14 protein-coding genes are annotated in these 16,339 nt (G+C 48.8%); 13 read left to right on the plus strand and 1 reads right to left on the minus strand.

Translation table 11 applies throughout. The annotated features are described in order from the left end of the window. The first annotated feature begins 180 nt into the window (after positions 1–180). From DWX32_RS01645 to DWX32_RS01695, 11 genes are all read left to right on the plus strand, one after another. Positions 181–1,404, plus strand: coding sequence for a 6-phosphofructokinase (locus DWX32_RS01645; RefSeq protein WP_055226388.1), 1,224 nt, complete (start codon positions 181–183; stop codon positions 1,402–1,404). 270 nt (positions 1,405–1,674) lie between these two features. Continuing rightward, positions 1,675–3,108, plus strand: coding sequence for an acyl-CoA carboxylase subunit beta (locus DWX32_RS01650; RefSeq protein WP_022462330.1), 1,434 nt, complete (start codon positions 1,675–1,677; stop codon positions 3,106–3,108). Between the two features lie 15 nt (positions 3,109–3,123). Next, the gene (locus DWX32_RS01655; protein ID WP_118659149.1) at positions 3,124–3,897 is read left to right on the plus strand and encodes an OadG family protein; all 774 of its coding nucleotides are present in this window, start codon (positions 3,124–3,126) and stop codon (positions 3,895–3,897) included. Positions 3,898–3,911: 14 nt separating this feature from the next. Then, positions 3,912–4,289, plus strand: a complete 378-nt coding sequence (locus DWX32_RS01660) for a biotin/lipoyl-containing protein (RefSeq protein WP_117509004.1) — start codon at positions 3,912–3,914, stop codon at positions 4,287–4,289. A 33-nt stretch (positions 4,290–4,322) separates the two neighbouring features. Next, positions 4,323–5,474, plus strand: coding sequence for a sodium ion-translocating decarboxylase subunit beta (locus DWX32_RS01665; protein WP_022462333.1), 1,152 nt, complete (start codon positions 4,323–4,325; stop codon positions 5,472–5,474). Between the two features lie 49 nt (positions 5,475–5,523). Continuing rightward, positions 5,524–6,933, plus strand: coding sequence for an oxaloacetate decarboxylase subunit alpha (locus DWX32_RS01670; RefSeq protein WP_117804070.1), 1,410 nt, complete (start codon positions 5,524–5,526; stop codon positions 6,931–6,933). A 230-nt stretch (positions 6,934–7,163) separates the two neighbouring features. After that, positions 7,164–8,138 carry a MurR/RpiR family transcriptional regulator gene (locus DWX32_RS01675; protein WP_117509159.1) on the plus strand — a complete coding sequence of 325 codons (975 nt, stop codon included), beginning with the start codon at positions 7,164–7,166 and terminating at the stop codon, positions 8,136–8,138. Further along, complete coding sequence (locus DWX32_RS01680) at positions 8,135–9,382, plus strand: NAD(P)/FAD-dependent oxidoreductase (RefSeq protein WP_117804071.1); 1,248 nt, start codon at positions 8,135–8,137, stop codon at positions 9,380–9,382. Before DWX32_RS01675 ends, DWX32_RS01680 begins: the two co-directional genes overlap by 4 nt. Positions 9,383–9,426: 44 nt before the next feature. Next, complete coding sequence (gene cmk, locus DWX32_RS01685) at positions 9,427–10,092, plus strand: (d)CMP kinase (protein WP_022462337.1); 666 nt, start codon at positions 9,427–9,429, stop codon at positions 10,090–10,092. Between the two features lie 32 nt (positions 10,093–10,124). Continuing rightward, on the plus strand, positions 10,125–12,026 hold the full coding sequence (locus tag DWX32_RS01690) for a bifunctional 4-hydroxy-3-methylbut-2-enyl diphosphate reductase/30S ribosomal protein S1 (RefSeq protein WP_118659150.1): 1,902 nt from the start codon (positions 10,125–10,127) through the stop codon (positions 12,024–12,026). Positions 12,027–12,173: 147 nt separating this feature from the next. Continuing rightward, the gene (locus tag DWX32_RS01695) at positions 12,174–13,250 is read left to right on the plus strand and encodes a putative ABC transporter permease (protein ID WP_117801018.1); all 1,077 of its coding nucleotides are present in this window, start codon (positions 12,174–12,176) and stop codon (positions 13,248–13,250) included. 64 nt (positions 13,251–13,314) lie between these two features. Here the strand turns inward: DWX32_RS01695 and DWX32_RS01700 are convergent, their stop codons facing one another. Beyond that, a complete protein-coding gene (locus tag DWX32_RS01700; RefSeq protein WP_117801021.1) occupies positions 13,315–14,403 on the minus strand; it encodes a ribonuclease H-like domain-containing protein in 1,089 nt (362 codons plus the stop codon). 172 nt (positions 14,404–14,575) lie between these two features. Between DWX32_RS01700 and ruvA the strand changes: the two genes are divergently transcribed. Further along, on the plus strand, positions 14,576–15,190 hold the full coding sequence (gene ruvA / locus DWX32_RS01705; protein WP_117508999.1) for a Holliday junction branch migration protein RuvA: 615 nt from the start codon (positions 14,576–14,578) through the stop codon (positions 15,188–15,190). A gap of 40 nt (positions 15,191–15,230) precedes the next feature. Beyond that, on the plus strand, positions 15,231–16,241 hold the full coding sequence (ruvB, locus tag DWX32_RS01710) for a Holliday junction branch migration DNA helicase RuvB (RefSeq protein WP_022461905.1): 1,011 nt from the start codon (positions 15,231–15,233) through the stop codon (positions 16,239–16,241). Positions 16,242–16,339 lie beyond the last annotated feature (98 nt).

Genomic DNA, 16,339 nt, shown 5'->3' on the forward strand with positions numbered 1-16,339 from the left:
GCAATCCTGCAAGAAAAAAACGAAAAACTTTGCAATCCGTTGTGAAAGTCTACAGGCTTTTCCCGGAAACGCAAAACAGGGTGTACGGAAGAAAAAAAATATGGTACGCTATAGGACGAAGCGAAAGTGATTTCGTGAAAAACTTTTAGAAAGTAGTGGGAATAGATGGAGGAAAATCATATGCGAAATCTGTTAGTAGCGCAGTCTGGCGGACCGACCGCGGCGATCAATGCAACGGTGGCAGGAGTTGTTTCCTGTGCTGTACTGTCCGGAAAAGTAGATCATATTTATGGTGCGGTAAATGGAATTGAAGGCGTGCTTGCAGAAAAATTTCTTGATCTTGGAAAAAAACTGGATTCAGCAGAAAAAATCTCTCTTCTGATGCAGACCCCGGCAGCAGCGCTTGGCTCCTGTCGTTATAAACTGGGCGATCCGGAAGAAAACAAGGAGGATTTTGAAGAAATACTTCAAATTTTTCGCAGACATGAGATCCGTTATTTTATTTATATCGGCGGAAATGATTCGATGGATACCGTAGACAAGATGTCAAAGTACTGCAAAGAAAACGGTGTGGACGATGTGTTTGTTGTCGGGGCGCCAAAGACGATTGACAATGATCTTGTCGAAACGGATCACTGCCCGGGCTTTGGATCTGCGGCAAAATATCTGGCAGCAACCTTTGCAGAGCTGGAGAGAGACTGCCATGTATATGAAAAGAAGGCTGTGACCATCGTGGAGGTCATGGGAAGAAACGCAGGATGGCTGACGGCAGCGTCTGCACTGTCCCGTGTCAACGGCGGAGAAGGGCCGAGCCTGATCTATCTTTGCGAGCCGGTCTTTGACACCGAACAGTTTTTAAAGGATGTGCAGGAAAAACTGGAACAGAAGGACAGTGTTCTGGTTGCAATCAGCGAGGGCATCCATGACAGCGAGGGCCGCTATGTTTCTGAGCAGGTGCAGAGCGATGCACAGGATCAGTTTGGGCACAGCTACATTGCAGGTTCTGCAAAAGTACTCGAAGAGCTGGTGCGTGACCGTATCGGCTGTAAGGTAAGATCGATTGAACTGAACCTGATGCAGCGGTGCGCGGCTCATCTTGCGAGTGCGACCGATCTTGAGGAGTCCCGTATGCTCGGCATGAAAGCCTGCCAGTGTGCACTGGAAAAACAGGGAGGACAGATGGCATCGATCCGAAGAATCTCCGCGGATCCTTACCGCGTGGAGTATACCTCCGTTCCGGTATCGGAAGTGGCAAATAAAGAAAAGAAAGTGCCGCTTTCCTGGATTACAGAAGATGGTCATGATGTGACCGAGGAGATGATGGCGTATCTTCGTCCGCTGATTCTTGGCGAACCGGCGATGCAGTATGAGAATGGAATTCCGGTTCACATTGAACTATATTAAACCGAAGGAAAAACGTGTAAGAAAAGCCGCCGCCGGGCGGCTTTTTTGTACGATGCGGAAAGAAAACAGGACTTTTTGAAAAAGGAAAGGCCGGGAAAAATCAAGTTTGACCTTCCATTTATAATAGGAAAAATCTGAAATTTTTCTGTCTATTTTCTGTCAAAAAGGTGAGAAAAAGTATTGAAAAAAAACGAAAAAACAGATATGATAGACTTGTATAAAATTTGTTTAAAATTTTATAATGAAAATAGAAAGATGGAGGTTTGAAGAATGAGTAACACAGCACAAAGTTTAGCGAGCACAAGAATCGCCTCTTTGCTGGATGAAAACAGCTTTGTGGAAATCGGCGGACAGGTTACTGCCAGAAGCACAGATTTCAACATGGCCGGCATGGAGACACCATCCGATGGTGTAATTACTGGTTACGGTGTGATCAACGGCAGCCTGGTATACGTATACAGCCAGGATGCGTCTGTGATGGGCGGTACTATCGGCGAAATGCATGCAAAAAAAATCGCGAGACTGTATGAGTTTGCACAGAAAACAGGTGCTCCGGTCATCGGACTGGTAGACTGTGCCGGTATGCGTCTGCAGGAGGCAACTGATGCTCTGAACGGTTTCGGCGAAATCTATATGGCGCAGGCAATGGCATCCGGCGTGATTCCACAGATCACGGCAGTATTTGGCACATGCGGCGGCGGTATGGCACTCATCCCGGCTATGACAGACTTCACGTTCATGGAGTCTAAAAACGGAAAACTTTTCGTAAACTCCCCGAACGCACTGGACGGAAACCACGTATCCAAATGTGATACCGCATCCGCAGATTTCCAGGGCGAAGAAGCAGGTCTTGTTGACTTTGCTGGAACCGAGGAAGAAATCCTCGGACAGATCAGAAACCTGGTATCTATGCTTCCGGCAAACAATGAGGACGAAGCATACACCGAGTGCGAGGATGATCTGAACCGTGCATGTGCAGACCTTGCAAACTGCGCAGGCGATACCGGAATCCTTCTTTCCCAGCTCAGCGACAACGGCATCTATTTTGAGACCAAAGCCGCTTACGGAAAAGATGTTGTAACCGCATTCATCCAGTTAAACGGAGCAACCGTAGGAGCAGTTGCAAACCGCTCTGAAATCTACGGCGAGGACGGAACTGTAAAAGAGAAAATGGATGGAACCTTAAGCGCAAGAGGAGCCAAAAAAGCAGCAGATTTCGTAAACTTCTGCGATGCTTTCTGCATCCCGGTACTTACCATCACAAACGTAACCGGATTCAAGGCAACCAAATGCTCTGAGAGAACCATGGCTAAGAACGCAGCAGCCCTGACCGCAGCTTTCGCAAACGCAACCGTTCCGAAAGTAAACGTTGTTGTCGGCAAAGCATACGGAAGCGCATACGTTGTCATGAACAGCAAATCCATCGGAGCAGACATGGTATTTGCATGGCCGAACGCAGAAATCGGAATGATGGATGCAAAATCTGCAGCAAAGATCATGTACGAAGGATCTGACGCTGCTACCATCAACGAGAAAGCAGCTGAATATGCAACCCTTCAGAACAATGTAACTTCCGCAGCCAGAAGAGGCTATGTGGACACCATCATCGAGCCGGAAGACACCAGAAAATATGTTATCGGCGCATTCGAGATGCTGTATACCAAGAGAGAAGACAGACCGGACAGAAAACACGGAACAGTCTAAGGAAGGTGGCATACGATGAGAAAGAACTGGAAAAAATTAGTAAGTCTCGTCCTTACCGCAGCCTGCACCATGGTTGTGACCGTAGCTCCTGTTTTTGCGGATGCGGCATCTACACCGGCTTATTCACCGGTTGAGGCATCTACGGTAGATTCTCTGCTCTCCTCCAGTGTTCAGTGGGTAGGACAGAGCCTGATGACCTACAGCGATGACGATCTTGCCAATATGGAAGCTTCCGACCAGCAGTTCTATGCAAGAGCAGCTGAGGCATGGGAAGAGGCAAAGGCTGACCTCGGAGAGGTAAAAAGCCTGGAAGACGGTACTCTCGAAGTAGACGGAGATTTTGTAACCTGCACAATTCCGGGTGAATTTGAAAAAAATCCTGGTATTGTCCGCGTATTCTGGAACATCAGCACCGGAACACCAGTTCCGACCGACCTCACCATCACCGTTGAGGAGTCAAAGGGCGTTCTGATCGGCCAGGCCGGCATGAACACCATCATCGGAATCGGTACCGTATTTGTTATGCTGATTTTCCTGATTTTCGTTATTTCTTCGTTTGATTACATTTTGGGAGACAAGAAGAAGAAAAAAGCACCGGCAGCACCTGTACAGGAAGCACCGAAGGCTGTCGCAGCACCGGTTGTTGAAGAGACAGCACCGGAAGCAGACGATATGGAGCTGCAGGCTGTTATTACAGCTGCAATCGCCATGTATGAAGAAGATATGGCTTCTGCATCCGGAGATGCTTATGTTGCACGTCCGATCCGCAGAAAAGGCAAAAGAGCTTAAGGAGGAAATTTTCAATGAAAAACTACACCATTACCGTAAACGGAAATGTATATAACGTAACTGTAGAAGAAGGAACCACAGCAGGCGCAGCTCCAGTTGTCAGCGCAGCAAAAGCAGCTCCGGCACCAAAAGCAGCACCGGCAGCACCGAAAGCAGCAGCTCCGGCAGGCGCAGCAGGCAGCGTAGAGGTTACTGCTTCTGTACCTGGTAAAATCTGCAAAATCGAAGCAGCAGCAGGCACCGCTGTAAAAGCAGGAGATGCTGTTCTTGTACTGGAAGCCATGAAGATGGAAATCCCGGTTGTAGCACCGCAGGATGGCACAGTAGCAACCATCAATGTAGCAGTAGGCGATGCAGTAGAATCCGGTGACGTTCTTGCAACCATGAACTAATGCCCGTTGTAAGAAAAAACCGGAGGTGAAAAAATGATTACTGAAACTTTAAACAACCTGCTTCACCAGACGGCGTTTTTTAATCTGGACTGGGGCAATTACGTTATGATCGCAGTGGCTTGCTTCTTCTTGTATCTTGCGATTAAGCATGAATTTGAGCCGTTGCTTCTTGTACCGATCGCATTCGGTATGCTGCTTGTAAACATTTACCCGGACATCATGGCTGAGCCTTATACCGACGTACAGGGTCTTGAGCATGCGGGCGGTCTGTTCTACTATTTCTTTACTCTGGACGAGTGGAGTATCCTTCCGTCCCTGATCTTCATGGGTGTAGGTGCGATGACAGACTTCGGTCCGCTGATTGCAAACCCGATCAGCTTTATCATGGGTGCAGCAGCACAGCTTGGTATCTATCTGGCATACTTCTTCGCTATTTTCATGGGATTCAATGGAAGAGAGGCAGCTGCTATCTCCATCATCGGCGGTGCCGACGGCCCGACTTCTATTTTCCTTCTGAATAAACTCGGACAGCAGCATCTGATGGGACCGATCGCCGTAGCAGCATATTCCTATATGTCACTGGTGCCGATCATCCAGCCGCCGGTCATGAAGCTTCTGACTACAGAGAAAGAGCGTAAAATCAAAATGGAGCAGCTTCGTTCCGTATCCAAACTCGAGAAGATCCTGTTCCCGATTGTTATCACCATCGTTGTCTGCATGATCCTTCCATCTACCGCTCCGCTGGTAGGTATGCTGATGCTTGGTAACCTGTTCCGTGAGTGCGGCGTTGTAAAACAGCTCCAGGAGACAGCTTCCAATGCCATGATGTACATTGTAGTTATCCTTCTTGGTACTTCCGTTGGTGCATCCACAAGTGCTGAGGCATTCTTAAATGTCAGCACCTTAAAGATCGTTGCCCTGGGTCTGATCGCATTCGTATTCGGTACCGCAGGCGGTGTCCTGTTAGGAAAGGTACTGTGCAAGGCAACCCACGGAAGAATCAACCCGCTGATCGGTTCTGCAGGTGTATCTGCGGTACCTATGGCAGCCCGTGTATCCCAGAAAGTCGGTGCGGAGGCAGATCCGACGAACTTCCTGCTGATGCATGCAATGGGACCGAATGTAGCCGGTGTTATCGGTACAGCCGTAGCGGCCGGTACCTTCATGGCGATCTTCGGTGTATAACTTCTTAAGACAAACAAAAGTGAGAAACACTTAATTTAGGAGGATAGAAATGGCAGTAGAAAAGAAACCTGTCAAGATTATGGAAACTGTTCTGCGTGATGCACATCAGTCCCTGATCGCGACGAGAATGACAACAGAACAGATGCTTCCGATCATCGATAAAATGGATAAAATCGGATATCACGCAGTAGAGTGCTGGGGAGGTGCAACTTTCGATGCTTCCTTACGTTTTCTGCATGAAGATCCATGGATGAGACTGAGAAAACTCCGTGACGGATTCAAAAATACAAAACTGCAGATGCTGTTCCGTGGACAGAATATCCTGGGATATCGTCCGTACGCAGACGACGTAGTAGAGTATTTCGTACAGAAATCCATTGCAAACGGAATCGACATCATCCGTATTTTTGACTGTATGAACGATCTGCGCAACCTGCAGACCGCTGTCAGCGCAGCAAACAAAGAAAAAGGCCACGCACAGGTAGCGCTTTCCTATACTTTAGGAGATGCTTACACCCTGGATTACTGGACCACCATGGCAAAGAGAATCGAAGAGATGGGTGCAGATTCCATCTGTATTAAAGATATGGCAGGCCTGCTCGTTCCGTACAAGGCAACTGAGCTGGTAACCGCGCTGAAAGAAGCAACCGATCTTCCGATTCAGCTGCACACCCACTATACTTCCGGTGTTGCATCCATGACGTACCTGAAAGCAGTAGAGGCTGGTGTTGATATCATCGATACCGCAATGTCTCCATTCGCTATGGGTACTTCACAGCCGGCAACTGAGGTTATGGTTGAAACCTTCAAAGGCACTCCATACGATACTGGTCTGGATCAGAACAAACTGGCTGAGATCGCAGATTACTTCCGTCCGATGAGAGACGAAGCGCTCGATACAGGCCTCTTAAATCCGAAGAACCTTGGCGTAAATATCAAGACTCTTCTGTATCAGGTACCGGGCGGTATGCTCTCCAACCTGACAAGCCAGTTAAAAGAGCAGCACGCAGAGGACAAATACTACGATGTACTCGAAGAAGTACCGCGCGTAAGAAAAGACCTCGGCGAGTGCCCGCTGGTTACTCCGTCTTCCCAGATCGTTGGTACCCAGGCTGTATTCAATGTCCTGATGGGCGAGCGTTACAAGATGGTAACGAAAGAGACAAAAGACGTTCTTGCCGGAAAATACGGTGCAACTGTAAAACCGTTCAATCCGGAAGTACAGAAGAAATGCATCGGCGATACCGAGCCGATCACCTGCCGCTACGCAGACCTGCTTGAGCCGGAGCTTCCGAAACTGGAGAAAGAGATCGAGCAGTGGAAACAGCAGGATGAGGATGTATTAACCTACGCTCTGTTCCCGCAGGTAGCTGTAGACTTCTTCAAATATCGTGAAGCGCAGCAGACAAAAGTAGATCCGGCAGCCGCTGACAAAAAAGACGGCGCATATCCGGTCTAAATAAAATCTGAGTAAAAAAATCAGCCGGTGTTCTGTGTTCCCCGTAAAAAGGGAATGCAGAACACCGGCTTTCCTTTTCAGCTTTTCAGCCATTGCGCCAGTAATTTATTCGTGTTATAATTCAAAAGATCGAGGTGTGTCCGAAAAAGAATCAGGATGCCCCCAAAAGAAAAAATGTGGATGCCGAACGGCATTTGCAGATCGGAAAAACAAATCAGGAAGAAAATAACATGAAAAAAGAAAAAGAACAGTCTTCTTCAGAAGAGCAGAAGGCAGCGAACGAGAATCTCCTCATTCGTCTGAATCAAAATTACGGAAAGTTGAGCAAAGGACAGAAGAGGCTGGCAGATTTTATTACGGCACATTATGACCAGGCCGTATCGATGACGGCAGCGCGCCTGGGACAGCAGGTCGGCGTCAGCGAATCGACAACGGTTCGCTTTGCGATGCAGCTTGGCTACGCGGGATATCCGGAGTTCCAGCGCGCACTGGAGGAGATGGTGATGAATCGTCTGAATTCAGTGCAGCGGATGCAGTTTACGTATGGCCGCGTGCCGCAGGGAGAAATTCTGGAGACCGTCCTGCAGTCGGATATTGAAAAAATCAAGATGACGCTGGAAGAAGTGGACCGGAGCGCCTTTGAGCGCGCTGCGGATACGATTCTTTCTGCGCGGACAATTTACATTGTCGGCATTCGGAGCTGCGCGCCGCTTGCGAGCTTTCTGGCGTTCTATTTCCATATGATTTTCCCGGATGTGCGCCAGGTACAGACAAACAGTTCCAGCGAGATTTTCGAGCAGATGATCCGCATCACGGAGGATGATGTGGTGATCGGCATCAGCTTCCCGCGGTATTCGATGCGTACGATGAAGGCACTGGAATTTGCGAACAGCCGCAAAGCGAAGGTGATTACGATCACAGACAGTGTGCATTCACCGATGAATGTTTATGCAGCCTGTACGCTGATTGCCAAGAGCGATATGGCATCGATCGTTGATTCTCTGGTGGCCCCTTTGAGTGTAATCAATGCGCTTGTCGTGGCGCTCTGCATGAAACGCCAGGCGGATGTGAAAAAGACACTTGAGAGCATGGAAAAACTGTGGGATGAGTACCAGGTTTACAGCAACGATGAAATCAACGGGCTGGACGATGCACGTCCCATGGGCGGAAAAAAGGCAGCTCTGCCGGTAAAGGAGAAAGCATGAGAAAAGCAGCAGTAATCGGCGGAGGCGCCGCCGGAATGATGACCGCCGTGCTTGCCGCCGGCGAAAAGACAGAGATTCATCTCTATGAAAAAAATGAAAAGCTGGGAAAGAAGCTGTTTATCACAGGAAAGGGCCGCTGCAATGTGACAAACGACTGCCCGACAGAAGAGTTCTTCACGAATGTGGTGACAAACCCGAAATTTCTGTACAGCTCCGCCTACAGCTTTGACAGCGCCCAGGTGCAGGAGTTTTTCGAAGCGGCAGGTGTCCGCTTAAAAGTGGAGCGCGGAAACCGTGTATTCCCGGAGTCAGATCACTCCTCGGATATTATCCGCGCGCTGGAGACGGAACTGAAACGGAAAAATGTGCAGGTGCATAAGAATACAAAAGTAAAAGAGCTTCTTTTCGAAGGAGACCGCGTGAAAGGAATCCGCCTGGAAAACGGGAAAGAGCTTTTTTACGATGATGTCGTTGTCGCAACCGGCGGTATGTCGTACCAGACGACGGGGTCGGATGGAGACGGCTACCGTTTCGCAGAAGAGGCAGGACTTGCCGTCACTCCGCTCCGCCCGGCGCTGGTTCCGCTGGAAACAGAGGAAGCGTACATCCGTGAGCTGCAGGGACTCTCCCTGAAAAATGTGACGATGACGATTAAAAACGGCAAAAAGACGCTGTTCGATGGATTCGGCGAGATGCTGTTTACACATTTCGGAATTTCCGGCCCGCTGGGGCTTTCTGCGAGCTCCTACATCGGAAAAGCACTGGAACAGCAGCCGCTGAAAGGATATCTGAACCTGAAGCCGGCACTCACGGAAGAACAGCTGGATGCGCGGATCCTGCGTGAATTTGAGGAAAACCGGAACAAACAGTTCCGCAACGTGATCAACAGTCTGTTCCCGGCGAAACTGCTTCCGGTGATGCTCTCTCTTGGCGGGATCGACCCGTACAAACAGGTCAATGCCGTATCGAAAGCGGAGCGTCAGCACTTTGAAGAGCTGATCACGCATTTCCCGTTTACAGTAACCGGAACACGGGGTTTCCGTGAAGCAATTATCACACAGGGTGGTGTTTCCGTGAAAGAGATCCGTCCGGGCACGATGGAGGCAAAGAAAAAAGAAGGTCTGTACTTCGTAGGAGAAGTGCTCGATCTCGATGCACTGACCGGCGGCTTCAATCTGCAGATTGCCTGGGTAAGTGCCCATGCTGCAGCCGAAGAGATCCGGGCAAAGGAAGAACAGGAATAAAATATGGATCACAGATTTTAGAATTTTCAGGAGGAAGAGAGAAGATGAGATTTAATCTTGCAATTGACGGACCGGCAGGCGCTGGCAAAAGTACAATCGCAAAACGTGTGGCAAAGGAGCTTTCGTTTGTCTACGTTGATACAGGAGCAATGTACCGTGCCATGGGCATCTATTTTTCAGATCTTGGCATTGCACCGGAAGAGCAGGAAAAAATTGAGGCAGCCTGCAAAGATGTGAAAATTTCCATTTCCTACGAAAACGGAGAGCAGCAGGTTTATTTAAACGGCGTCAATGTCACCGGAAGACTGCGCACCGAGGAGGCTGGAAAGATGGCATCCGCGACAAGCGCCTATCTGGAAGTACGGAAAAAACTCGTGGAGCTGCAGCAGGAGATGGCGGAGAATACGGATCTTGTGATGGACGGCCGCGATATCGGAACTGCTGTTCTGCCGAACGCACCGTTGAAAGTCTATCTGACAGCAAGTGCCCATGTCCGCGCACTGCGCCGCTGGAAAGAGCTGACCGAAAAGGGACAGACAGCCGATCTTGCGAAAATCGAGGAAGATATCAATGAGCGTGATTATCAGGACATGCACAGAGAGCATTCCCCGCTAGTACAGGCAGAAGACGCCGTACTCGTTGACAGCTCTGAAATGACGATCGATGAGGTTGTGGAAAAGATCTTAAGCCTTGCCCGCGAGCGCATGTAAACGCGGCAGAGAAAAGAGGAGAAGAAAAACAGATGGAAGTAACTGTTGCAAAAAGTGCAGGCTTCTGCTTCGGCGTCAAACGGGCGGTCGATACGGTATACCGTGAAATTGAGAGCGGTGAAAAGCCGGTCTACACCTTCGGGCCGATTATTCACAACGAACAGGTTGTGGAGGATCTCGAAAACCGCGGCGTGCAGGTGATCCATTCGGAAGATGAACTAGAGGGGCTTTCCGGCGGAACCGTTGTGATCAGGTCGCATGGCGTGTCGCGGGATGTCTGCGAAAAGATCGAAGCGCGCGGCATGAAGATTGTAGATGCGACGTGCCCGTTTGTCAAGAAGATCCACCGGATTGTGGACGAGGAGGGCAGAAAAGGCCGCCACGTCGTCATCATCGGAAGCGCGGATCATCCGGAGGTACAGGGCATCATGGGATGGGCGAGCGGCCCGGTTACCGTGATGCATACCGCCGAAGAAGCGGAAATTTTTGTGCCCGAAAATGGAAAACCAATATCTATTGTGGCACAGACGACATTTAATTACAACAAATTTAAAGATTTAGTTGAAATTTTTTTGAAAAAGAGTTATGATAGTACTGTTTTAAAGACTATCTGCAACGCTACCGAGGAAAGACAGACGGAAGCGAGAGCAATTGCCAGGAAGGTTGATGCCATGTTTGTCGTGGGAGGCAGACATAGTTCAAACACGCAAAAGCTGTATGAGATATGTAAAGAAGAATGTAAAAATACTTACTTTATAGAGACACTCGTTGATTTGGAATCTAAGCCTTTTCAATCATTTGGTCGCGTAGGTATTACAGCTGGGGCATCCACCCCGAATAAAATAATTGAGGAGGTTCAAAAAATGTCAGAAATGAGTTTTGAACAAATGCTGGATGAATCATTTAAAACAATCAGAAACGGAGAAGTCGTTGAGGGTACTGTAATCGATGTCAAAGACGATCAGATTATCCTGAATATCGGATACAAAGCCGATGGTATTCTTACCAAAAACGAATATTCCAACGATTCTTCCATCGATCTTCACACCGTTGCACAGCCAGGTGACAAAATGGAAGTCAAAGTTCTGAAAGTAAATGATGGAGAGGGACAGGTCCTTCTTACTTACAAGAGACTTGCTGCTGAAAAAGGCAACAAGAGACTCGAGGAAGCATTCGAGAATCATGAAGTTCTGAAAGCAAAAGTAACACAGGTACTGAACGGAGGATTATCCGTAGTTGTTGAGGAGACCAGAGTATTCATTCCGGCCAGCCTTGTATCTGATGTATATGAAAAAGATCTGTCTAAATATGCAGATCAGGAAATTGAATTCGTTATTACCGAGTTCAACCCGAGAAGAAGACGCATCATCGGTGACCGCAAACAGCTCATCGTTGCTGAGAAGAAGAAACTGCAGGAAGAACTGTTCGCACGCATTGCAGTTGGCGATGTTGTAGAGGGAACTGTTAAGAATGTTACCGATTTCGGCGCATTCATCGATCTGGGCGGAGCTGACGGACTGCTTCACATCTCTGAGATGTCCTGGGGCCGCGTAGAGAACCCGAAAAAAGTATTCAAAGTTGGTGAGACTGTAAAAGTTCTGATCAAAGACATCAACGGCGACAAGATCGCTCTTTCCTTAAAATTCCCGGAAGAGAATCCGTGGCTGAACGCTGCTGACAAATACGCTGTAGGCAACGTAGTAGAAGGCTGTGTTGCCCGTATGACTGACTTTGGTGCATTCGTTGAGCTTGAGCCGGGCGTAGATGCTCTGCTTCATGTTTCCCAGATCTCCAGAGAGCACGTTGAGAAACCGTCTGATGCACTGAAAATCGGACAGGAAATCACTGCAAAAGTAGTTGATTTCAACGAGGAAGACAAAAAAATCTCTCTGAGCATGAAAGCTCTGGAAAACGAAGAGCCAGTAGAAGAGTAAGAATAATTTAACTTGCAGGTGCTGCAGTTGGATGATTAGAATGCCGTAGACAACCGGGTTTCCTGAACAGACAGGAAACCTGTTGCCTGCGGTATTTTCTTATCATCCTGTTTTTGGCACCAGAAAAGAAAAAGGGGATGAAAGTTTATGTGGGAGACGAAGATTCTGGGTGTGGATCTGTACCACGTTCTAGCATGGTTCTGGCTGTACAGCTTCTGCGGATGGATCTGGGAGAGTTCCTATGTATCGATCCGGCAGAAAAAACTGGTCAACCGCGGTTTTGTCAATGGTCCGCTGCTGACACTGTACGGCACCGGCGCTGTTATGGTATACTTGATCCTGCGCCCGTTTGAAGCGAACGTCTGGGCACTGTATTTCGGAGGTGTCATTGTAGCGACGGTTCTGGAATATGTAACCGGCGTGCTGATGGAGACCATTTTTCATGCGCACTGGTGGGACTACAGCAATCAGAAGTTTAATTTTCAGGGAAAGATCTGCCTCAGCAGTTCGATTGCCTGGGGATTCTTTACACTGGGGCTGTTCTATATTCTGCAGCCGATTGCCGTGAAAGTAGTGAATCTTGTTTCGGATACTACAGGAGAGATCATTGTTTCCGTTGTTACCGTCTGCTATCTGGTAGATTTTGGATTTTCCGCAGCCGCAGCATTCCAGCTGGGACAGAAGATGCGCAGTCTGGAGAAAACGTGGGGAGAATTTATGAAATATCTGCAGAAATCCCGCTTTAACCAGCTTGCCGAGGAGATGAATGCGAAAGTACAGCAGTATCGTGCAGAGTATTCCAGAGATAAGATGAAAGAATATCTGGCCGAGAAACGCCAGACACTGTCTGAGGCAATGGAGCAGATGCAGAAGCTGGAGAAGGAGCGGAAAGAAGCCGAGGGAAGAAGAAATCCGCTTTCCGAGTCGAAGAACCGCCTGATGGAGTTCGGAGCAGAGCAGAAGGAACGCCTGACCGAGTTCGGAGCAGAGCAGAAAGAACGGTTTGCGGCACTTGGATTTGATGTGCGCAGCGATAAGATGCCGGATCTTAAAGAGCTGCTGGAGCGCTTTGACCAGATGACAAAACCGCAGCTTCCGACCAACTGGCTGATGCGCCTGACAACGAAACGTTATCTGCGCGCCTATCCGCATCTGCAGGGAACGCATCATGCTTCTCTGAAAAAGGAAGAAAAAAAGGTAGAAGAGAAAGAAGAGAAAAAATAAAGGACTGCTTGGAAAGGACAGTCCCGGAAAAACGGCCGTGCATGCAAAAACGTGTACGGCTGTTTTATTTTCTGGTTTTGCTATCGTATTTGAAAAAGAGCTGAAGCTCGGAACAGAGATACTCTTTCAGGAGATTTTCCTGCGAAAGAAAGGCATCGGACCACTCAAAATAGTAAGGGCGGCTTTTGAAATCCTCGCGGAAGGCCGGGGTGAAAAACTCTTTCTGCTGCGGAAGAAATGTACCGGTCCGCCGCTGATAGCAGTTGGCAGCCTTTGCTTTCTGACGGTGTTCCGGATCGACAAACGCGCCAACGCTCTTGTGAACAGCCTGATCCTCCAGCGGAAGATAATAGTAATTCTTATAGTCCGGGAAGAAATATTTCAGCTCCGCCGTATGCGTCTGCAGGGAGAGAGAAACCCGTGAACCAAAGGCTGTAAGAGAACCATCCGCGCAGACACGGGAGAGGAAAACCGGAACTTCCCGCTCGGGCTGCAGTGAAACTTCCAGTGTCTGTCCGGTAAAACGACACGACTGGACAGAAAAATCGCCGTGAAACAGGGCAGGAAGCGCGAGCAGTTCCAGAACAGAACCCATGCCGAGGACATCCTCATAATTGTGAAGGAAAAGCAGTTCCAGTTTCTTTTCATCCAGTGTCTGAAGATAGTCGTGGTAAACAGAAATCAACTGTTTTCCGTTAAGTTGATCCTTCCGTGGGAATGAGAGATACTGTTCCACATTTTTCTGTTTCATTGAAGAAAGTCCCAGGATTGACTGAAACGGGCGGAGTGCCTGATAAAGATCCAGGGATGCGATTGACGAAAGCGGATCTTCCATCTGATAAAACAGTGCTTTGTGTGTGAGGTAAGGAAGATCAAATGTCGTTCCATTAAAATGCACCAGCTGCTTCACGTCGGAAAGAAACGTGAAAAAAGAGACAAGCATCTCTTTTTCTTCGGTCGGTCGATCAAGAAACCACTGGCGCAGTGTGAAAGCATCCGCGGCCGGGTCAAAGAACAGCGCACCAATCAGATAGAGATGCGAGGTACGCCAGGAAAGGCCGGTCGTCTCAATATCGAAAAAGACATCGCCGTTTCTCAGATACATCTGAAGATTGGCAGAGAGAGCAGCGGGGGTAGAATCTATGATCTGCATAAGGTTTTTTGTCTCCTTTGAAAAACTTTTTTGAATCTAAAGATATTATAAGACGAAAAAATCTGACATGCAAGAAAGACAGCGACTAATCGTTGCGTGATGAGAAAAGTTCTGCTATAATAGAATGTGCGTTCGCTTTCGAAAAAAGAAAACGGCGCTTTGGAGGAAAAACATGATTGCATTTATCAAAGGAACTGTAGATTCTCTTTCGGAAGGAAAAATGATTCTCGAAAGCCATGGAATCGGCTATGAGCTGAATATTCCAGCGAGTATGTTCGACGCAGGCATCCGGGAGGGAGAAGAGTTAAAGATATATACCCATATGAGTGTGCGGGAAGACGGAATTTCCCTATTCGGCTTTCTGTCCCGTGAAGATCTTGAAATATACCGTATGCTGATCGGCGTAAGCGGCATCGGACCAAAAGCGGCGCTTGCGGTGCTGTCCACGCTTACTGCAGACAATCTGCGCTTTGCCGTCCTCTCGGAAGATGTCCAGGCGATTGCCAAAACACCGGGCATCGGAAAGAAGACCGCGCAGAAGCTGATTCTGGAATTAAAAGACAAATTCGACCTGCAGGAAGCGTTCGAGCAGAAGCTGGCAGGAAATCAGGCGGCTGCGGCGGTACGGCAGACAGGCGAACCGGATGCCTTCCAGGATGCGGTACAGGCGCTGACTGCGCTTGGCTACTCCGGAACGGAAGCACTGCAGGCAGTAAAGAAAGTCGAAATCACCGAAGGCATGGACAGCGAGGCTGTGCTGAAAGCGGCATTGAAGCATATGTTTTAGCAGATGGTCCTAAATTGTGGAAGAAGGAAACCTTATAACGATGGAAAGAAGAATTATCACAACTGACGTTCTCGAGGAGGACGTGAAAATCGAAGGTTCGCTCCGTCCCCAGCACCTGGACGACTACATCGGACAGGAAAAGACGAAAAAGAACCTGAAAGTATATATTGAAGCAGCAAAACAGCGAAGTGATGTTCTCGATCATGTGCTGTTTTACGGCCCTCCGGGACTTGGAAAAACAACGCTGGCGGGCATCATTGCAAATGAGATGGGAACCCATATGAAGGTAACGAGCGGCCCGGCGATCGAAAAACCGGGTGAGATGGCAGCGATCCTCAACAATCTGCAGGAGGGCGACGTCCTGTTTGTTGATGAGATCCACCGCCTGAACCGCCAGGTCGAGGAGGTTCTTTACCCAGCGATGGAGGATTTTGCGATTGATATCATGATCGGAAAAGGCTCTTCGGCGCGCTCGATCCGCCTGGATCTGCCGAAGTTTACGCTGGTCGGCGCAACAACGCGTGCAGGTCTTTTGACTGCCCCGCTCCGCGACCGGTTCGGTGTCATCCACCATCTGGAATTTTACACGGAGGAAGAATTGGCCAACATTATCCTGCACTCCTCAAAAGTACTGAATGTGGAGGTGGACCCGCAGGGAGCGCTTGAGATGGCGCGCCGTTCCAGGGGAACACCGCGTCTGGCAAACCGGATTTTAAAGCGTGTCCGCGACTTTGCCCAGGTGAAATACGATGGAAGAATCACAAAAGAGGTCGCATCATTTGCTCTCGATCTGCTGGAAGTAGACCGTTACGGACTGGATCAGACTGACCGGCTGCTTCTTACCACCATTATGGAAAAGTTCCAGGGCGGTCCGGTGGGACTCGATACCCTGGCAGCATCGATTGGAGAAGATGCCGGCACCATCGAAGATGTCTACGAGCCGTTCCTGATCAAATCCGGATTTATCAACCGCACTCCGCGCGGAAGAGTGGCAACGGAATTTGCCTGGCACCACCTGGGGCTGGAGGCACCGCGTAAGATCGAAGAGTAAAAGCCCTGAATCTTTCATTTTCTGTCGCTTTTTGCAGAAAAAGGTTGTTTTTCTTCCATTTTCGGTATATGATAGGTTATATTAGCCGGAAGTTTGGT

It is taken from the genome of Blautia sp. AF19-13LB (assembly GCF_003479105.1).
Taxonomy (GTDB): domain Bacteria; phylum Bacillota; class Clostridia; order Lachnospirales; family Lachnospiraceae; genus Fusicatenibacter; species Fusicatenibacter saccharivorans.